This window comes from Nocardia sp. NPDC056564 (genome assembly GCF_042793755.1).
Taxonomy (GTDB): Bacteria; Actinomycetota; Actinomycetes; order Mycobacteriales; family Mycobacteriaceae; genus Nocardia.
The window spans coordinates 230,163-247,725 of sequence record NZ_JBHTUR010000004.1 but is presented as its reverse complement, the minus strand read 5'-3'; the positions used below and the strand labels follow the sequence as shown (position 1 = coordinate 247,725).

Annotated in this window: 18 protein-coding genes; 9 read left to right on the top strand and 9 right to left on the bottom strand. The window is 68.9% G+C overall.

All coding sequences use genetic code 11. The annotated features are described in order from the left end of the window. Positions 1 to 45 precede the first annotated feature (45 nt). Positions 46 to 819 carry a polysaccharide deacetylase family protein gene (locus ACFQ9K_RS12520; protein WP_378715338.1) on the top strand — a complete coding sequence of 258 codons (774 nt, stop codon included), beginning with the start codon at positions 46 to 48 and terminating at the stop codon, positions 817 to 819. A 102-nt stretch (positions 820 to 921) separates the two neighbouring features. On the opposite strand, the gene leuS is transcribed toward ACFQ9K_RS12520, so the two are convergent. Then, a complete protein-coding gene (gene leuS, locus ACFQ9K_RS12515; RefSeq protein WP_378715340.1) occupies positions 922 to 3,768 on the bottom strand; it encodes a leucine--tRNA ligase in 2,847 nt (948 codons plus the stop codon). A 351-nt stretch (positions 3,769 to 4,119) separates the two neighbouring features. Here leuS and ACFQ9K_RS12510 point away from each other — a divergent pair, with 351 nt between their 5' ends. Then, positions 4,120 to 4,527 carry an SdpI family protein gene (locus tag ACFQ9K_RS12510; protein ID WP_378715342.1) on the top strand — a complete coding sequence of 136 codons (408 nt, stop codon included), beginning with the start codon at positions 4,120 to 4,122 and terminating at the stop codon, positions 4,525 to 4,527. 4 nt (positions 4,528 to 4,531) lie between these two features. Here the strand turns inward: ACFQ9K_RS12510 and ACFQ9K_RS12505 are convergent, their stop codons facing one another. Continuing rightward, a complete protein-coding gene (locus ACFQ9K_RS12505) occupies positions 4,532 to 4,909 on the bottom strand; it encodes a cupin domain-containing protein (protein ID WP_378715344.1) in 378 nt (125 codons plus the stop codon). A 159-nt stretch (positions 4,910 to 5,068) separates the two neighbouring features. Between ACFQ9K_RS12505 and ACFQ9K_RS12500 the strand changes: the two genes are divergently transcribed. Genes ACFQ9K_RS12500 through ACFQ9K_RS12490 form a run of 3 tightly spaced genes read left to right on the top strand, consistent with a single transcriptional unit; the run spans position 5,069 to position 7,192 of the window. Further along, positions 5,069 to 5,965 (top strand): TIGR04222 domain-containing membrane protein, encoded by an 897-nt coding sequence (locus tag ACFQ9K_RS12500; protein WP_378715346.1) that lies wholly within the window; start codon positions 5,069 to 5,071, stop codon positions 5,963 to 5,965. Then, positions 5,958 to 6,851, top strand: a complete 894-nt coding sequence (locus ACFQ9K_RS12495; protein WP_378715347.1) for a DUF692 domain-containing protein — start codon at positions 5,958 to 5,960, stop codon at positions 6,849 to 6,851. Before ACFQ9K_RS12500 ends, ACFQ9K_RS12495 begins: the two co-directional genes overlap by 8 nt. After that, the gene (locus tag ACFQ9K_RS12490) at positions 6,848 to 7,192 is read left to right on the top strand and encodes a hypothetical protein (protein WP_378715349.1); all 345 of its coding nucleotides are present in this window, start codon (positions 6,848 to 6,850) and stop codon (positions 7,190 to 7,192) included. The genes ACFQ9K_RS12495 and ACFQ9K_RS12490 overlap by 4 nt, the downstream gene beginning before the upstream one ends. Positions 7,193 to 7,197: 5 nt before the next feature. Here the strand turns inward: ACFQ9K_RS12490 and ACFQ9K_RS12485 are convergent, their stop codons facing one another. Beyond that, positions 7,198 to 7,992, bottom strand: a complete 795-nt coding sequence (locus ACFQ9K_RS12485; RefSeq protein WP_378715351.1) for an MBL fold metallo-hydrolase — start codon at positions 7,990 to 7,992, stop codon at positions 7,198 to 7,200. A gap of 141 nt (positions 7,993 to 8,133) precedes the next feature. Here ACFQ9K_RS12485 and ACFQ9K_RS12480 point away from each other — a divergent pair, with 141 nt between their 5' ends. Next, positions 8,134 to 9,138: a bile acid:sodium symporter family protein gene (locus ACFQ9K_RS12480; protein ID WP_378715352.1), complete on the top strand. Its 1,005-nt coding sequence runs from the start codon at positions 8,134 to 8,136 to the stop codon at positions 9,136 to 9,138. A 12-nt stretch (positions 9,139 to 9,150) separates the two neighbouring features. On the opposite strand, the gene ACFQ9K_RS12475 is transcribed toward ACFQ9K_RS12480, so the two are convergent. The 4 genes from ACFQ9K_RS12475 to ACFQ9K_RS12460 are packed head-to-tail and all read right to left on the bottom strand — an operon-like array spanning position 9,151 to position 13,625. After that, a complete protein-coding gene (locus ACFQ9K_RS12475) occupies positions 9,151 to 10,185 on the bottom strand; it encodes an aminotransferase class I/II-fold pyridoxal phosphate-dependent enzyme (protein WP_378715354.1) in 1,035 nt (344 codons plus the stop codon). After that, on the bottom strand, positions 10,182 to 11,225 hold the full coding sequence (locus tag ACFQ9K_RS12470; protein ID WP_378715356.1) for a 3-oxoacyl-ACP synthase III family protein: 1,044 nt from the start codon (positions 11,223 to 11,225) through the stop codon (positions 10,182 to 10,184). The genes ACFQ9K_RS12475 and ACFQ9K_RS12470 overlap by 4 nt, the downstream gene beginning before the upstream one ends. Before the next feature lie 7 nt (positions 11,226 to 11,232). Continuing rightward, complete coding sequence (locus ACFQ9K_RS12465) at positions 11,233 to 11,946, bottom strand: SRPBCC family protein (protein ID WP_378715358.1); 714 nt, start codon at positions 11,944 to 11,946, stop codon at positions 11,233 to 11,235. Continuing rightward, complete coding sequence (locus ACFQ9K_RS12460) at positions 11,943 to 13,625, bottom strand: thiamine pyrophosphate-binding protein (RefSeq protein WP_378715360.1); 1,683 nt, start codon at positions 13,623 to 13,625, stop codon at positions 11,943 to 11,945. The genes ACFQ9K_RS12465 and ACFQ9K_RS12460 overlap by 4 nt, the downstream gene beginning before the upstream one ends. Before the next feature lie 211 nt (positions 13,626 to 13,836). Here ACFQ9K_RS12460 and ACFQ9K_RS12455 point away from each other — a divergent pair, with 211 nt between their 5' ends. The 3 genes from ACFQ9K_RS12455 (at position 13,837) to ACFQ9K_RS12445 (ending at position 16,225) form a co-directional block, all read left to right on the top strand. Beyond that, the gene (locus ACFQ9K_RS12455) at positions 13,837 to 14,352 is read left to right on the top strand and encodes an EXLDI protein (RefSeq protein WP_378715363.1); all 516 of its coding nucleotides are present in this window, start codon (positions 13,837 to 13,839) and stop codon (positions 14,350 to 14,352) included. 125 nt (positions 14,353 to 14,477) lie between these two features. Next, positions 14,478 to 15,455, top strand: a complete 978-nt coding sequence (locus ACFQ9K_RS12450; RefSeq protein WP_378715492.1) for an ATP-binding cassette domain-containing protein — start codon at positions 14,478 to 14,480, stop codon at positions 15,453 to 15,455. Further along, positions 15,455 to 16,225 carry an ABC transporter permease gene (locus ACFQ9K_RS12445; protein WP_378715366.1) on the top strand — a complete coding sequence of 257 codons (771 nt, stop codon included), beginning with the start codon at positions 15,455 to 15,457 and terminating at the stop codon, positions 16,223 to 16,225. Before ACFQ9K_RS12450 ends, ACFQ9K_RS12445 begins: the two co-directional genes overlap by 1 nt. Positions 16,226 to 16,288: 63 nt before the next feature. Here ACFQ9K_RS12445 and ACFQ9K_RS12440 read toward each other — a convergent pair whose 3' ends face one another. Continuing rightward, on the bottom strand, positions 16,289 to 17,020 hold the full coding sequence (locus ACFQ9K_RS12440) for an anti-sigma factor family protein (RefSeq protein WP_378715368.1): 732 nt from the start codon (positions 17,018 to 17,020) through the stop codon (positions 16,289 to 16,291). Then, positions 17,017 to 17,526 (bottom strand): sigma-70 family RNA polymerase sigma factor, encoded by a 510-nt coding sequence (locus ACFQ9K_RS12435; protein WP_107653329.1) that lies wholly within the window; start codon positions 17,524 to 17,526, stop codon positions 17,017 to 17,019. Before ACFQ9K_RS12435 ends, ACFQ9K_RS12440 begins: the two co-directional genes overlap by 4 nt. Positions 17,527 to 17,563 lie beyond the last annotated feature (37 nt).

The window sequence follows — 17,563 nt, the reverse complement described above, 5'->3', positions numbered from 1 at the left end:
TCGTTCGACCAGAGCTAAGGGTTCAAAGCAGTGGATAGACGCCGGATGTTGATGCTTGCCGCGGGTACCGCGGTCGCGCTGACCGGATGCGCGGTCGCGGAGGGAGATCCGATCACCAGTGGGTCGGCCGGTAGCGGACCGCTCGCCCCGCCGCGCCCGCCCCTGTTACCGCCGCCGCCCGGCGGGCCGAAGACGCCGATTCCGGCCGCGACCATCACCGCGCTGCCCGGGCCCGGCACCAGCATGGCGCTGACCGTGGACGACGGGGCCAGTCCCGAGGTGGTCGGCGCGTACATCAAATTCGCCAAGGACACCGGGGCCCGGTTCACCTTCTTCGTGACCGCCTACTACGACTCGTGGGTCGTGCACCGGGACGCGTTGCGTCCCCTGGTCGATGCGGGACAGATCCAGCTCGCCAACCACACCTGGGACCACCCCGACCTGACCAAGTTGTCGGCCGGCGCGGTCGCCGATCAACTGCAACGCGCGAAGGCCTACCTGCACAACAACTTCGGCGTCGACGGCACGCCGTACTACCGCCCGCCGTTCGGCCGGCACAACGCCACCGTCGACAAGGTGGCCGCGGACCTCGGCTACACCGTGCCGACCATGTGGTACGGCTCCCTCTCGGACTCCGGCGTGATCACCGAGGACTACCTGATCGAGTGCGCCCGCAAGTACTTCCACCCGCAAACCATCATCATCGGCCACGCCAACGCCCCCGCCGTCACCCACTGCTACGGCCAGCTGGTGGACATCATCCGCGAACGCAACCTAGCCACGGTCACCCTCAACGACGTCCTCCTCCCCCCGCACTGACCCCTGGGATACGCACTCCCGCTCGGGAGACGCACTGGCTTCAGGCCCTATTCTCGGTGCGAATCCCAAGGGGGAGTGCGTATCTTGGGGAGATCGGCTGGGTCAGGCGACGATGTTGATCAGGCGGCCGGGGACGACGATCAGTTTGCGGGGGGCGGCGCCGTTCAGGAGGGCGGCGATCTTGTCGTCGGACAGGGCGGCCGCCTCGATCGCCGCGGTGTCGGCGTCGGCGGGAACCTGGATTCGACTGCGCACCTTGCCGTTCACCTGAATCGGGTACTCGACCGACTCGTCGACCAGCAGCGCCGGATCGGCCACCGGGAACGGGCCGTGGGCCAGCGATGCGGTGTGCCCCAGCCGTTCCCACAGTTCCTCGGCGATGTGCGGGGACAGCGGCGCCAGCATCAGCACCAGCGGCTCCACCACCGTGCGCGGTGCGCCGTCGGGGTAGGTCTTGGTGAGGTGGTTGGTCAGCTCGATGAGCTTCGCGCCTGCCGTGTTGTCGCGCAGCGCGGCCAGATCCTCGTCCACACCCGCGATCGTCTTGTGCAGCAGGCGCAGCGTCTCGTCGGCGGGCGCGGCGTCGGTGACCCGCACCGCGCCGGTCTCCTCGTCCACCACCAGCCGCCAGACCCGTTGCAGGAAGCGGTGTGCGCCGACGACGTCCTTGGTCGCCCACGGCCGCGAGGTGTCCAACGGACCCATCGACATCTCGTAGAAGCGGAAGGTGTCCGCGCCGTAGAGATCGCACATCTCGTCCGGCGAGATGGCGTTCTTCAGCGACTTGCCGATCTTGCCGTACTCCTGGTTCACCGGGATCTCGGTGCCGGTGGGGTCGGTCCAGAAGAACTTGCCGTCGCGCTCGACCACCTCGGCCGCGGGGATGTAGGCGCCGCGCTCGTCGGTGTAGGCGTAGGCCTGGATGTAGCCCTGGTTGAACAGCCGCCGGTAGGGCTCGTACCCGGACACGTCGCCCAGGTCGAACAGCACCTTCTGCCAGAACCGCGCGTACAGCAGGTGCAGCACCGCGTGCTCGACCCCGCCGACGTACAGGTCCACGCCGCCGGGATCGTTCGCGCCGTGCTCGGCCGGACGCGGACCGAGCCAGTACTGCTCGTTCTCCTTGGCGCAGAACGCTTCCGAGTTGGTCGGGTCGGCGTAGCGCAGCTGATACCAGGAGCTGCCCGCCCAGTTGGGCATGACGTTGGTGTCGCGCCGGTAGCGCTTCGGCCCGTCGCCGAGATCCAGTTCGACGTTCACCCAGTCGGTCGCCTTCGCCAGCGGCGGCGACGGCTCGGAGTTCGCGTCGTTCGGATCGAAGGTCACCGGGGCGAAGTCGTCCATGTCCGGAAGCCGTACCGGCAGCATGGATTCCGGCAGCGCGTGCGGCGCGCCGTCCTCGTCGTAGACGATCGGGAACGGCTCGCCCCAGTAGCGCTGCCTGGCGAACAACCAGTCGCGCAGCTTGTACTGGATGGTGCCCTTGCCGTGGCCGTCGGCCTCCAGCCGGGCGACGATCGTCGCCTTCGCCTCCTCGATCGAAAGCCCGTCCAGGTAACCGGAATTCACGATCGGGCCGTCGCCGGTGTAGGCCGCGGCGGTCAGGTCGCCGCCCGCCACGACCTCCTTGATCGGCAGGCCGAGTGCCGTGGCGAAGTCCCAGTCGCGCTGGTCGTGGCCGGGCACCGCCATGATCGCGCCGGTGCCGTAGCCGCTCAGCACGTAGTCGGCGATGAAGATCGGCATCGGTTCGCCGTTGGCCGGGTTGGTGGCGTAGCTGCCGAGGAAGACGCCGGACTTCTCCTTGTTCTCCTGGCGCTCCAGATCGGACTTGGCCGCGATCGACTTGCGATAGGCGGCAACGGCATCCGCGGGGTTCGCGCTGCCCTCGTTGGTCCAGCGGGCGTCCGTGCCCTCGGGCCAGGCCGCCGCGGTCAGCCGGTCGACCAGCTCGTGCTCCGGCGCGAGCACGACATACGTCGCGCCGAACAGCGTGTCCGGACGGGTGGTGAAGACCTCGATCCGTTCGCCGTTCGCGTCGAACTCGACCTGCGCGCCACGTGAGCGCCCGATCCAGTTGCGCTGCATGGCCTTCACGTTCTCCGGCCAATCCAGCCGATCGAGATCGTCGACCAGCCGGTCGGAGTAGGCGGTGATGCGCATCATCCACTGCCACAACCGCTTACGGAACACCGGGAAGTTGCCGCGCTCGCTGCGGCCCTCGGCGGTGACCTCCTCGTTGGACAGCACCGTGCCGAGGCCGGGGCACCAGTTGACCACCGAATCGGTCTGATACACCAGGCGATACGAGTCGAGCACGGTCGCGCGCTCGGCGGCGGTCAGCGCCGCCCAGTCCTTGCCGTCGGGCGCGGGCCGGGCGCCGGAGGCGAACTGGTCTTCCAGTTCGGCGATCGGGCGGGCCCGGTTCAGCTCCTGGTCGTACCAGGCGTTGTAGATACGCAGGAAGATCCACTGGGTCCAGCGGTAGTACTCGGGGTCGGTGGTCGCGAACGAACGCCGCCGGTCGTGCCCGAGCCCGAGCCGATCGAGCTGGCGCTGCATGGTGGCCATGTTCGACTCGGTGGTGTCGCGCGGGTGCGCGCCGGTCTGCACCGCGTACTGCTCGGCGGGCAGGCCGAACGCGTCGTAGCCCAGCGCGTGCAGCACGTTGCGGCCGTGCATCCGGTGGTAGCGGGCGAACACGTCGGTGGCGATGTAGCCGAGCGGATGCCCGACGTGCAGACCGGCGCCGGACGGGTACGGGAACATGTCCTGCACGAACAGCTTGTCCGCGGGGGTGGGGCCGGCCAGCGGACCGACCGGATTCGGCGCATGGAAGGTCCCGCGCTCGCTCCACGTCCGCTGCCACCGACGTTCGACGCGGCCCGCGAGCTCCGCGGTGTACCGGTGCTCGGGTACATCGCTATCGGTTGCACGAGTGTCCTGCACGGTCCTGCCTTCTTGTGATCGCCGATCCCCGACAAACTTCGTCTATCAGGGTAGAACGTGCGGACCGCAGTACCGAAAATCGGGCTGTGCTCATCTGCTCGACGCGTCCGCGTCCGCGTCTGGGACGAAGTTACCCGCCCGTCGGAACGCGCCTGCGCCGCACCGGCTTCGCGTTACTCCCGGTTTGTCGTTCCCATCCGAGCGGTCCCAACAGTGCGTTTGGTTGCTACGCCTGCCGGCTGGTGCCACACGGTGTGGAACACGCCTGTCCGGGGTGGTGGGGAGTGGGGTGCTGAACAGTTGCGGGTAGCTCCCGCCGGGCGGCCGGCACCGATGCGATAACCTGCATTGGTGCTCGTCGTCGCTCTCGTCCTGTTCGCGCTGGCCCTGGTCGCCATCGCGACCGGCGCTCTCGGACTGATCGGCAAGCTGCCGCGCAACCGCTTCGTCGGGGTGCACACCGAGGCCGCTCTGTCCGATGACGAGACCTTCCGCATCGCGAATCGCGTGGCCGCCCCCACCTCGCTGGCGGCCGGTGCGCTGTTGTTCGCCGGTGGTCTCGTCGCCCTCGCCGCGAGCGGCATCGTCGCCCTGATCGTCGGCGCGGGCGCGGCTGTCGTCGCCCTCTTCACCCTCGGCGCCGGCGCCAACGCGGCGGCCTCGACCGCGGCCGCCATCGCCCCGCCCGCCGAGGTCGGCGGCTGCGGCAGTGCGTGCGGCGCGTGCTCGCTGCGCGACGCCTGCCAGCCCGCGACCTGATCCGCTATTCGGCGCAGTCCGGCGCCGGCACGCCGCGCGACAGCGGACTTCCGGCCGGATTCAGATACAGCACGCAGAGCCGGACCGGCACAGCACCGGTATTCCGTGCGACATGGGGATAACCCGGGCCGCTCGGTTCCCGGAACACGCGCCCGCGACGGTAGGTCACCGGTGCACAGTCCGCGCCGGGGTGATCGAGGGTGCCGCGCGTGACGACGACCAGCAGCGTCCCGTCGTGATAGTGCCAGCCGCTGCTGCCGCCGGGCTCGATGATTGTTTGGCGCAGCACGAATTCGCGGCGGCCGAGCACGAACCGGAACAGCACGCGGCTCGCCGTGCCGTGTGCGGGCGCCGCATTCACCTGATATTCGCGTCGCGTCACGAGTTTCATCGAACCATTTCGGTGCGGCCCGCGTAACCATCGACGGTGTCCGGCCGGGTTGAATCGGGCGAGTTACGTTTCGGGTCGAACCCTGTCAGCGGCGCTGACGGCGGTCCATACTTGGGGCGTTGCGGTACCAGCTTGATTTCCGGGGTGGAAATGAAAACGTTCGACCTTGTCGCCGCCGGTGACACGTGGGGGATCTCCGGTCCCGACTTCATGGCCTGGTATTGGCCGTTCGTCGGTCTCGCGCTGGTGATCGGTGTGATCATGCGGTTGCGGGTCACCCGCGGCGGCGCCGATACCCGCGGCATCGAGCGTCCTGGCCTGGATCTGTCGCTGCCGGAGATCGCCATGCTGTTCGACGACCGCCGGGCGGTGCTGACCGCGCTGGCCCGGCTGCGCAGCCACGACCTGATCGACTCGGCGGCCGCGCCGGCCCGCCCGCTGACCGACGCGGACAGGCACCGGCTCGACCCGTTCACCAGGTCCGTCTACGACCGGATCGCGGGCGGCGCGAAGCCGACGGTCGCGGCGCTGACCACCGATTCGGCCGCCGCCCTCGGACCCCTGCGGGACTCGATGATCAAGCGCGGCTACTTTCCCGACGCGACGTTCCGGCGCAGGCTGTGGGACGCCGGAATGCCGCTGTTGATCGTCGGATTGGTCGGCGTGGTGCGGTTCGTCGCCGGAACGCTGAACAGCAGGCCGGTCGCGTTCCTGGTCATCGCCCTTGTGGTGCAGGGGTTCTGCTACTGGCTGGTGGTGGCCAAGCCCCGGCTGACGCCGCTGGGCCGGCTGGCCCGCAAGAACGCGCTGAGCGGCAATGCGCATCTGCGGCCGTCCAACTCGCCTGCCTACGCCACCTACGGCGTCGAGAGCGCCGCGCTAGCGGCCGCGATCTTCGGCGGCGCCGCGCTGATGACGCTCGACCCCGGTCTCGCCAGTGCCGTTGAACCACCGAGCGCTTCGGGCGGCGACGGCGGCAGCGGCGGCGACAGCGGGGGCGGCGGATGTGGCGGTGGCGGCGGCTGCGGTGGTGGCTGTGGTGGCTGAACCGGCGTTGCCTGCGCGCGGGCCGTTGGCCGACGGAGCGCTCGGCATCGGCTGGCGGCCGGAGATCTGCGGGGTGATCGCGGAGCTGACCGGGCTCGGGTTCTGCGAGGTGATCGCGGAGTCGCTGCCGGTGCGGGCGCGGCTGCTCGGCAAGCCGGAGGTGGTGCTTCCCGCCGAGCTGTCCGCGTTGATCGAACGCGGAGTCGCCGTTGTGCCGCATGGTATTTCGTTGTCGCTCGGGGGCGCCGAACCGGTGGACCAACGCCGGATCGACCAGCTGGCCGCGTGCGCCGCGGCGGCGCGCGCACCGCTGGTGAGCGAGCACGTGGCCTTCGTCCGCGCCGGTGGCGTCGAAGCCGGACATCTGCTACCGGTGCCGCGTGCCAAGACCTCCCTGGATGTCTTGGCGCGCAACATATCCCGCACCCAAGCCGAACTCGACGTGCCGCTGGCCGTGGAGAACATCGCGGCGCTGTTCGACTGGCCCGAGGAGGAATACACCGAGTCGGAATTCCTCGCCGAACTCGTCGACCGCACCGGCGTATACCTGCTGCTCGACCTGGCCAATGTGTACGCGAACGCCCGCAACCGTTCTCGTGACCCGCTCGCCGAACTCCGGCGCCTGCCCGCCGAACGCGTCGCCTATTGCCACGTCGCGGGCGGCCACGAAGCCGGCGGCCGCTATCACGACACGCACACCGATCCCATTCCGGCCGAAGTCCTCACCCTCGTCAGCGAATTCACCGAACGCCGGCCGGTGCCGCTGATGCTGGAACGCGACGGCAATTACCCGCCCGCCGCCGAGCTCCTCGACGAACTCGACGCCATCGCCGCCGCCGCGCACCGCCCGAGCGTCACCGGTCGCGCCCGACCGGCACGCGCATGACCCGGCCGGAATTCGACGCGCTCGCCGCGCGGCAAGCGGCACTGGTTCGCGCCCTGGTCGCCGGAAGCCCGGTGCCGGACGGTTTCGACACCGCCGCCGTCGCCGCGGCCGCCCGCGCGTTGCTGCACAAGCGCGCCGGCGAGGTCGCGCACCGCTTCCCGCTGCTCGCGCACGCCTGCGGCGACGACTTCACCGCGCGTTTCGTCGCCTGGGCCGCCGACCGGCCGAAGACGACCACCGCCGCGGACGCAACAGCTTTCGCCGAGCATGCGGGCCTCGCGCCGCCCGTGCGCGGCGCGTCGGCGCGCGGCCGCCGATCATTTCCGCGCCGGCGGCGCTAGCGGAACTATCCGCCCGCCAACACCGCGAGCTCCCGCGATTCGCCCGGCGCCAAGACGGTGACGTCCACGCCGAGTTCGCCGGCGGCAGCCTGGAATTCGGCCAGCGACTCGTCGACCTCCACGTAGTACGGCGGCCGGTCGAGCCCGAAGTGAATCGGCACGACCGTGCGCGCGCCCAGGATGTGCCCCGCCGTCGCCGCCTGTTCCGGCGTGAGCACCGCGGGCAGCGGGCTGGCCGGTCGCAGGTGCGGAAGCCGCACCACCGCACCGTTTATCGGCAGAAAGGCCGCGTCGAACGGGCCGCAGCGGCGTGCGATGAGCCACCACAGTCCGTGGAAGGTGGTGTCACCGCCGTGGAAGATCCGCCGGCCGCCCGCGCCGACCACCCAGTTCAGCTGGGGATCGCCGAGCCCGTCCACGGCGGGAACGGCGGTGATCTCGAACGGGCCGATCACCGTGGTCTCCCATTCCGACATCACTCGAGTGGTCAGACCGCTTGCGGTGAAACCCTTTTCGGTGTCCGCGGTCCACGCGAGGTCGGCGCCGGTGCCGATTATCGGCGCGGGACGCAGGACGATCCCGTCCGGCGCCAGCACGCGGCGCAACGCGGACGGGTCGGCGTGATCCGAATGCAGGTGCGTGACCAGGGCCGCCGCGGCATTCGGCTGCCGCGGGGCGGTCAGCGCGTCCCCCGGTAGCGAACTGCGCAGCGGCTCGCTGTCCTGCACGGCGTCGATCACCAGTGTGGCGCCGTCGAATTCGAGCTCTACGCCGGCCCAGCCGAGTCTGCGGATCTTCATGGTCATCCCTTCATCGCACTACCTCATCGAAGTGTACGGACGATCGTTCGTATTTCTCTAGTATGCGCAGAGGTCCCATGGTGTGACGAATTACGTAGGTTCTGGTTCCATCTGGGAACACGCTCGGCGTTAGCGTGTGGTGTGCGATTCCTCAGCAAGTTCTATATCGACGGTTTCATCCTGTCGATCCTCGCCACGGTTGCCCTGGCCAGCGTGTTTCCCGCCCGGGGTACCGCGGCCGATGTAGTCGGCGTGCTGACGAAGATTGCCATCGCATTGCTATTCCTGCTGTACGGCACCCGGCTTGCGCCGAAGGAGGCCCTGGCCGGGCTCACCCACTGGCGGTTGCACACCGTCGTGCTGGCGACCACATTCGTGCTGTTCCCGCTGCTCGGGCTGGCGGCGCACCTGCTGGTGCCGAGCGTGCTGACCGACGACCTGTACACCGGTTTGCTGTTCCTGTGCCTGGTGCCGTCCACCGTGCAGTCCTCGATCGCGTTCACCTCGATCGCGAAGGGCAATGTGCCCGGTGCGATCGTGAGCGCGACGGCGTCGAACCTGATCGGCGTCTTCGTGACGCCGCTGCTGGTCATCCTGTTGATGAACACCACCGGGCAGGCCAGCGTCGACTTCTCCTCGATCGGCGACATCGTGCTGCAGCTGCTGGTGCCGTTCGCCATCGGCCAGTTGATCCGGCCGAAGGTGCACAGCTGGCTCAGCCGCTACGCCGAGCCGACGAAGCTGGTGGACCGCGGCTCGATCCTGCTGGTCGTCTACAGCGCGTTCAGCGCGGGCATGGTCGAGGGCATCTGGCACATGCTCTCGCCGTGGCGGATTCTCGCGCTGGCCGCGGTGTGCGGTGTGCTGCTCGCGCTGGTCATCGCCGCGACCTTGCTGATGGGCCGGATCTTCGGGTTCAGCATGCCGGACCGGGTCGTGATCGTATTCTGCGGATCGAAGAAGAGCCTGGCCACCGGGCTGCCCATGGCGACCGTGCTGTTCGCCAGCCAGCCGGTCGGGTTGATCGTGTTGCCGCTGATGATGTTCCATCAGATCCAGCTGATCACCTGCGCCGCGCTGGCCCAGCGCTGGGCGAAGCAGGCCGATGAGTCCGGCGAGGCCGGCGAGCTGCGGCCCGCCGCCTAGCGCGGCGAGCGGCTACCGCAGCGTCGCCAGGGCCGTCAGGACGGCGTGATCGGCCTCGGGATCGCCGACCGAAACGCGCGCGCTTCCATCGGGATACGCCTTGGCGGCGATGCCCGCCCGGCGTAGCGCGGTCGACACGCCGGGCCCCGGCAGGTACAGGAAGTTCGCGTGACTGCGCGGCACCGCGATTCCGCGCCGCCGCAGCGCGTCCCGCAGCGCCTCCCGCTCGGTGGTGATCCGCATGGTCCGCACGGCCAGTTCGGGTTCGGCGGCGTAGGACGCGGACACCGCGGCCACCGCCGCCGAACTCACCCCGAACGGCAATTGCAGCCTGCGCACCTTGGCCGTCAGCTCGCGCCGGCCGAACGCGTAGCCGATGCGCAGTCCGGCCAGCCCGTAGGCCTTCGAGAAGGTGCGCAGCACAAGCAGATTCGGATGCCGGTTCAGCAGCGCGAGCGGGTCGACATAGTCCGCGGCGCCGAGGAACTCGACGTAGGCCTCGTCCAGGATCACCGGCACCCGCGTGGGCACGCTGCTCAGGAACGCTCTCAACGCGCCGGCCGAGGCCACCGTGCCGGTCGGGTTGTGCGGGCGGCACACCACCACCAGCCCGGTCCACTTGTCCACGGCCTTGACCATCGCGCCGAGGTCCTGGTTGCCGTCGGCGTCCAACGGCACCGGAACCACCTCGACCCCGGCCATCTCGGCCATGATCGGGTACCCGTCGAAAGTCGGCGTCCCGAACACCATTCCGGCGCCGGGTGTGGTCAGCGACTGGATGATCTGCATCGCCACTCCGGTCGCGCCCGACCCGACCACCACCTGATCCGGCTGCACGCCCAGGTGCCGCGCGATCAGGCTGGGCAGCCGCCGCGGCAGGAACTCCGGGTAGCGATTCGCCTGGGCCAGCACGCTGTTCACCGCACGCAGCACCGAAGGCAAAGGCGGGAACGGGTTTTCACTGAGCGTCAGGTCGAACCGGGGCGGGGTCGACGAACTGCCCCGCCGCCGCGACGGCGTGGTCTCGTCGATGACGCGCAGGCTCATCGCGCCGCGCCCCACCGGATGGCCGCGGCGCCGGCGAAGTCACCCGCGTGCGCGAACGCCGACAGCAGCACCACCGAGCCGTTGCGCAGCCTGCCCGCCCGGTTCTCCGCGTCCAGGGTCACCGGAATGCCTGCGGCGAAGAGGTTTCCGCACGTGTCGAAGGTGTCCGGGTGCCGTTCGGCGGGCAGTTCGAGTGCGTCGTGCCAGTTGCGCAGGAACAATCGGTTCGGTTGATTGGTGACGAACGTGTCGATGTCGCGCCCCTTCACCCCGATCCGGTCGCACACGGCCAGCGCCACCTCCGGCACCAGCCGGTTGCCGCGGGCGAACACCTTGGTGATCTTCGATTCGGTGAAGCTGACGCAGCCCTGGCCTTCGCCCGGCTCCCAGTACTTGCGCTCGCCATTGGTGGAGAACTCCATGTCCCCGGCGAATTCGGGATAGGTGCGGCATTCGATGTCCAGGATCGGCGCGCTGTCGTCCTTGACCAGCAGCCCCACCCCGCATCCGTCACCGGGCACCGGCGCCTGCGCCAGCTTGCGGATGTCGGGCTGGGTGAACACCGGGCCCGCGCAGTTCTGCGTCGCCGCGATCAGCGCGGTGCGGGCGGCGGTGGTCTGCAACACCATTCGGGCGATCGACAGCATGTGCACGAACGCCGCGCACCCGCCGTTGTGCACGTCGTAGACGAAGGCCGGGCGCGCGCCGAGCCGCTTGGCCACCTCCGGTCCGGCGCCCATGACCGGATTGTCCGGCAGCTGCGTGTGCGTGATCAGCACGTCGATATCCGAAATGAACCGCGCGCCATGGCGTTCGATCAACGGTGCGACGGCGCGCTCGACCATGTCCACCGCCGTCTCGTCCCGGTCCACGTGGTGGCGGCCCCTGGGCGAGCGGAACATCACGTTCTTGGCCATCCGGTCCGAACGGGAGAACTGGGTGAAATACTCGGTGCCGACCGGCTCTCCCGGCAGGTAGCTTGCCACGTCGACCAGGCTGACCGAGGGGAGGGCGGCGGCGTCGGGATTGGTGGGGTTCATCCGGGTCTCACTTCATCCAGTCGGGCTTGATGGGCAGGCCGTTGGCCGCCCGGTACTCGCAGATCGCCTTGAGGTTGTCCATCTCCAGCTGATGCCCCGCGGAGAACATGTCCCAGAAGTCCCCGACCCACACCGGGCGCCCGGCCGGCGCGGTCTCGGGGTAGGGGTTCTCGTCGTAGAACGGGTGCTTGCAATTGACCCAGAGCACAACCGATCCCGGCTTGTCGAACACCACCTGCGCGTCGACGACGCGTAGCAGGTAGATCATCCACAGGTGCCGCGACTGATCCCAGGCGCAGTGATAGTCGACGGTCATCCCCTCCGGATGCGCGACGGTGCGGGTGAAGATCCGCGTCTCGTCGCCGAGCCGGTCGTAGGCCAGCCACAGGCCCGGCTCCTCGGTCGGCACGAATCCGCGCAGGCTGTAGGTCCACTCCTCCAGTGACCGGGTGTCGGCGAGATACTCGTAGACCTGCTGCGGCGGCGCGGCGATATACGCCTGCACCGGGCAGTATTCGCCGAACACCTGGTCGTGCGGGTAGACCGACCGCAGCATGTCCATGATGATCGGCGTGGTCGCGTCCTTGTCGGAATTCTCGATCCGCAGCACGCCGGGCGGAAGGGCATCCGCCGGGATATCGCTGAGTGCGGGCAGAGCGCTGGTCGGCTCGCCCGCCGTCCGGCCACCACCCGTGATGGAATCGCTACGCGATAAGGTCATTTCGTACTCCCGGATTGTTCGATGGTCGTCAGGAACGGCAGAAACGGCGGCACCTCGTCCGGGTCCACGTCGACCGAAATGAACGAGGGCCCTTCGGTTCCCAGGCAGTGCCGCAGGGTTGCGGCCAGCTCGGCCGGTGCGCGCACGGAGAACGCGGGCAGCTCGGGGAACATGGCGCCGACGCCGTCGCCCAGGTGTGAAGGCCGGAATCTGTTGAAGCTGTAGCGATCCCGGTAGTAGAGCTGTTCTCTGGTCACGCACATCGCGTGCGCGTTGTTGTTGAGCACGAGGAAGGTGATCGGCAGCGCGTGTTCGATCGCGGTGTGAATCTCCATGCCGTGCATGAAGAACGCGCCGTCGCCGGCCACCACCACGGTGCGCCGCACCCCGTCCGGGCCGTGCCTGCGGGCGAACGCCGAGCCGATGCCCGCGCCGAACGCGTAGCCCATGCCGCCCATCCCCAGCGCGACGACGAACCGGCCGCCACGCGGCACCCGCAGGTGATGCACCACGGCCGCACCGGTATTGCCCGCGTCCGCGAAGACATCGGTGCCGCCGGGCAGCGCCGCGTCGATGGTCTCCACCAGCTGCCGATAGCGCAGGCCCGGACCCGACGACGGCGGAACCCGCAGCGGGGTGAGCGGAGCGACCGCGCGCCGCTCGGATGTCGCCGTGGCACCGGCGAATTCGTCGGCCAGCTCGCCCAGGGTGCGGGCGAGGTCGGTGCTGGTGGCATGGATGGCAGGCAGATACGGTGGCGTCACCCCGATGCTCGCCACCGTGCTTCCGGCCAGCGGTTCGTCCAGTCCGGTGCGCGTGGTCACCGGCATCGGCGTGCCGATGAGCAGGCACAGCGCCGCCGATCGGAGGGCCGCGCCGAGTTCGCGATGGCCCATGGTGCCCGCGACCCCGCAGAAGCCCGGATCGGTGTTGTCGTAGGTGTCCTTGGCGTCCGGAGCGACGCCCACCGCGGCGTCCAGGACGGCGGCCAGCCGGGCCAGCTGGTCCCGCGCGTCATCGCGAGCGACCTGGTCCCCGGCGATGATCACGATCTTCCCGGTGCGCCGAGCCGCGGTCAGCGCGGCGCGCAGGCGGGCCAGGCCCGCCTCGTCGCGCCGATACACCTTGGTGGGCAACCGGATCGGCCGCGCCGCGATGCTCGACTGCTGGACATTCTTGGGCAGCAGCAGCACCGCGGGTCCGCCGCGCCGGGCGGCGCCCACCGCCCTGGCCAGGTGCTCGGGCAGATCGGCCGCGTGCTCGACCCGCGCGCAATAGCGGGTGATCTCGTCGAACATGCGGACCGCGTCGATGGTGCCCGCGTGCCCGCTGGTGTCCTGGAAGGCGCCCTTGCCCTCCTGCGCGGTCGGCGGTTGACCGACGAGCGCCAGCACCGGCACCCGCGACGCATACGATTCGGCAAGTCCGGCAACGAGATTCATCGCGCCGCCGCCGGACGTCGCGGCGACGACGCCGAGCCCGCCGGTCGATCGGGCGTAGCCGTCGGCCATGGTCGCGGCGGCGAACTCGTGCTTGGCGATCACCCCGGTGACATCGGACGGGGCGTCGAAGACGGCGTCGTACAGGTCCTCGATGTTCGCTCCGTCGACGCCGAAGATGTGCCGGACCCCCAGGGCCGAAACCGCCTGCACCACATAGTCCACGACCCGGCTTTGCATCCGGCGCTCCTTCCCGCGGGTGTCCACCTGTGCGCTGGGCACACGCGAGATCACTTCCTGCGTACAGAAGTGATACGGGTCAGCGGGGAGGGTGGTTCAACGGGGAATGGGCCGGCGGCCGCTCGGTTCGGGTCGATCCCGAATTGCCGCATTTCGGCGGGTGTTGTCCATCGGGCTTGCGTGTACGTATACATCTACGTATAGTTGGGTCATGCCCAACAAGACGATCTATGTTGCCGATGACGATCTGCCGCTGTTCCAGCGGGCCCAGGAACTGGTTGGCGGCAATCTGTCCGGGGCGGTGACCACGGCGCTGCGCCGGTTCATCGAATTGGAAGAGGGTCGGCAAGAAGGGTACGACGAGGTCATCGTCCGGGTCGGGCACAACGGTGTCCGGCAGGTCCGATTCTCCGGCGCCCTGCTGTTCGAGACGAACGAGGTCAACGACCACCGGATGGAACACGTCCGGGTGTTCCGCAGCCGGAAAGGCAAGTTCGTGCTGCACGCGCACTACGCCAGCTGGGACGACTATCCCCAATCCGCCAACTGGATCAAGGATTTGAAGAACTGGCGGCGCATGCTCGGCGTCGGCGAGCAGGACTGGGGCGATTTCATCCTGGAGATCGTCGACTCGATCGAGGAATTGAAAGACAAACTGCCGGACAAGGTGTACGAGCGGGTGGTCGACATCGCCAAGCGGCCGCAGATCGAAGACCTCGACATCTAGCCGAAGATCGTTCCCGCACAACTGAACAGCCACTGCTCGACCGAGAACCCACTCCCCCTGGGGGTGGTGTCGCATAAACATGCGCACATGCGCATTCAACTATGAAATCCAGCGAAAGGACCGTCATGGTCAACGGCCATCGCGCACCCGCCATTTCGGCAGTGGGCCTGCGCAAATCGTTCGGCGACAAGGTGGTGCTCGACGGCATCGACATCGTCGTCCCCGAGGGCACCATCTACTCGCTGCTCGGCCCGAACGGCGCGGGCAAGACCACCACGGTGCAGATCCTGAGCACGCTGATCCACGCCGACGGCGGCGAGAACCGGGTCGGCGGCCACGATGTCGAGGCCGAACGCGACGAGGTGCGCGACGCGATCGGGGTCACCGGTCAGTTCTCCGCCGTCGACGAGCTGCTCACCGGCCGGGAGAACCTGATCCTGATGGGCGATCTGCACCATCTGCCCCGGCGCGACAGCAAGCGACTGGCCGCGGATCTGCTCGCCCGCTTCGATCTGGCCGAGGCCGCCGACAAGCCGGCCTCCACCTACTCCGGCGGCATGACCCGGCGCCTGGACCTGGCGATGACCCTGGTCGGCGATCCGCGGATCATCTTCCTGGACGAGCCGACCACCGGCCTCGACCCGCGCAGCCGGCGGGTCATCTGGGAGCTCATCCGCGGCCTGGTCGACGACTACAACGTCACCGTCTTCCTCACCACCCAGTACCTGGAGGAGGCCGATAACCTGGCCGACCATATCGCGGTGCTCGATCAGGGCCGGATCGTGGCGGAAGGCACCGCGGCGGAACTGAAGCGGCTGGTGCCCGGCGGGCACATCCGGTTGCAGTTCGCCGACCGCACCGCCCTGTTCGCCGCGTCCGCCGCGCTCGGCGTCGCCGCGCGGATGGCCGAGGAGGCCGACGACGACGCGGACCTGACCCTCGCGGTGCCGAGTGACGGCAGCGTGAAATCGCTGCGGGCCCTGCTGGATCGGCTCGACTACGAGCAGATCGAGGTCGACGGGCTCGCCGTGCACACGCCCAACCTCGACGATGTCTTCCTCACCCTCACCGGCCAGCCCACCCGCGAAACGGAAACCGTCTGATGAGCACCATGTCCTACGCCCTGGCCGACTCGGCAACGATGTTGCGGCGCAACCTGACCCACGCCAAGCGCTATCCGAGCATGAGCGTCGGCATCATCGTGATGCCGACCGTGCTGCTGCTGATCTTCAAGTTCGTCTTCGGCGGCGCGCTGGAGAAGTCGTCCGGCGGAAACTACATCGACTATCTCGCGCCCGGCATGCTGCTGATGGTGCCCGCCTACATCACCGCGTCGGTGGCGGTGTCCATCGCGACCGACGCGTCCAAGGGCATCGTGAATCGGTTCCGCACCATGGGGATCACTCAGTCATCGATGCTGACCGGGCACGTGGTCGGTGCGCTGCTGCAAGCGCTGGGTGGCATCGTGCTGATGGCCGTGGTCTCGCTGCTCATCGGCTGGCGCCCGGACGCCAACGTCGTCGAATGGCTCGCCGCGTTCGGCCTGCTCGCCTTCACCATCTTCGGCTTGAACTGGCTCGCGGTCGCGTTGGGCCTGCTGTCGTCGAGTCCGGAGGGCGCGAGCAATATCGTCTTCCCGATCATCATGCTGCCGTTCCTGGGCAGCGGGCTGGTGAGTACCGACACCATGCCCGCCGGGCTGCGTCAGTTCGCCGAGTACCAGCCGTTCACGCCGATCACCGAGACCGTGCGCGGGCTGCTGATGGGCACCGAGATCGGCACCGACGGCATTCTCGCGCTGGCCTGGTGCGCCGGCCTCACGATCGCCGGATTCCTCTGGGCCAACACGATTTTCCGTCGCCAGACCAGCTAGTTCGACCACGCGATGAGGGGTAGCGATCCCCCGCCGAACCCTCGGCGGGGGATCGCTGTGTCGTCAGACGGTGCCGGACAGCAGCGTCTCGCCGGTCGACGCGAGCCGGATCTCCACGGCCCGGATCTGGTCCGGCGCCTTGTCGATGGTCCGGTCGATGGTCAGCTCGGTGCCCGGCCCGGCCGGCCACTGATCGAGCTCGGTCTGGCTGCCGTCCGTGCCGAGCACGAACAGCTTCAGATTCCAGTTGTACTGCTGGTTGCTCGCCCCGTAGCGGCAACTCATCACGATCCGCGTCTTGCCGTTGTCCTGCACGACCTTGAAGCTCGCCGTCACCGGATTCGGCCTGAGCGGTTGCATACTGCGTTCCGCGACCACCTGCTCGGTGCCGGTATTGCCCGACGAGGTGACGGTCGCGACCACCGGGATCGCGATGGCCACCGCGGCGGCGGCCGCCGCGACCGCGGCGCCGACGGCCACCCACCGGCTCCGGCGCCTGCGCTTCTCGGCCGCGTCGGCTAGCCTGGGCAGCAGCTGCGGCACCGGCGGCCCGGCCGTGGTTGCCGCCGAACCCGGTTGCGGCGCAACGGATTCCGGCAGGTCGATCATCGCGAGCGCGGTCGCGGGTTCGACCATCGCGAGCATGCCCGGCATCCCGGCCAGTTCGGCCACCGCGGCCTGGCAGGCGGGGCAGCCGGACAAATGCTCCTCGTATTCCCGGCGCTCGGTTCGCGTCAGGGAGCCGAGCACGTAGGGCGCATCCCACGTGGTGTAGTCGTCAGCGATATCGGTCATTGGTTCGTCACCCCCATCTCCTGTAGTGCCAGCCGTAGGGCCCGCATGCCGTAGTGCATCCGGGATTTCACCGTGCCCGGCGGAATATCGAGTTCCGCCGCGATCTGATGCGTGGAAAGGCCCCGATAGTAGGCCCGCACGATCACCTCGCGGTGATCGGGACTGAGCCTGCCCAACGCGTCCGCTACCACCCAGCCGTCCAGGGCCCGGTCGGCCTGGTCCGGCGTTGCCTGCTCCGGCGGGGCATCGGTGCGGAACTCACGCCGGTTGCGGGCGCTGCGATGCTCATCCACGGCGAGATTGCGCGCCACCGTGAACAGCCACGCGCGCGCCGAAGTATCGGACTGATCCAAGACGTTCGGGCGCTGCCAGGCCCGTAGCAACGTTTCCTGCACGATGTCCTCGGCCCGTCCGGGGTCGCGCACCAAGCCGAGCGTGTACCGCCAGAGCGCGGCCGCGTGTTCGTCGTACAGGACCCGCAACAACTCGGTTCGGTTGTCGGGCATTGCTCACCTCCCGCTCATCCCACGAATCAGCGGGGGC

What these genes read in the sequence shown, in the direction of transcription:
- ACFQ9K_RS12520 (WP_378715338.1), top strand. Translation starts at nt 46, where the DNA reads ATGTTGATGCTTGCCGCGGGTACCGCGGTCGCGCTGACCGGATGCGCG.
- ACFQ9K_RS12500 (WP_378715346.1), top strand. Translation starts at nt 5,069, where the DNA reads ATGAAAACGTTCGACCTTGTCGCCGCCGGTGACACGTGGGGGATCTCC.
- ACFQ9K_RS12490 (WP_378715349.1), top strand. Translation starts at nt 6,848, where the DNA reads ATGACCCGGCCGGAATTCGACGCGCTCGCCGCGCGGCAAGCGGCACTG.
- ACFQ9K_RS12485 (WP_378715351.1), bottom strand. Translation starts at nt 7,992, where the DNA reads ATGAAGATCCGCAGACTCGGCTGGGCCGGCGTAGAGCTCGAATTCGAC.
- ACFQ9K_RS12475 (WP_378715354.1), bottom strand. Translation starts at nt 10,185, where the DNA reads ATGAGCCTGCGCGTCATCGACGAGACCACGCCGTCGCGGCGGCGGGGC.
- ACFQ9K_RS12470 (WP_378715356.1), bottom strand. Translation starts at nt 11,225, where the DNA reads ATGAACCCCACCAATCCCGACGCCGCCGCCCTCCCCTCGGTCAGCCTG.
- ACFQ9K_RS12465 (WP_378715358.1), bottom strand. Translation starts at nt 11,946, where the DNA reads ATGACCTTATCGCGTAGCGATTCCATCACGGGTGGTGGCCGGACGGCG.
- ACFQ9K_RS12460 (WP_378715360.1), bottom strand. Translation starts at nt 13,625, where the DNA reads ATGCAAAGCCGGGTCGTGGACTATGTGGTGCAGGCGGTTTCGGCCCTG.
- ACFQ9K_RS12455 (WP_378715363.1), top strand. Translation starts at nt 13,837, where the DNA reads ATGCCCAACAAGACGATCTATGTTGCCGATGACGATCTGCCGCTGTTC.
- ACFQ9K_RS12450 (WP_378715492.1), top strand. Translation starts at nt 14,478, where the DNA reads ATGGTCAACGGCCATCGCGCACCCGCCATTTCGGCAGTGGGCCTGCGC.
- ACFQ9K_RS12445 (WP_378715366.1), top strand. Translation starts at nt 15,455, where the DNA reads ATGAGCACCATGTCCTACGCCCTGGCCGACTCGGCAACGATGTTGCGG.
- ACFQ9K_RS12440 (WP_378715368.1), bottom strand. Translation starts at nt 17,020, where the DNA reads ATGACCGATATCGCTGACGACTACACCACGTGGGATGCGCCCTACGTG.
- ACFQ9K_RS12435 (WP_107653329.1), bottom strand. Translation starts at nt 17,526, where the DNA reads ATGCCCGACAACCGAACCGAGTTGTTGCGGGTCCTGTACGACGAACAC.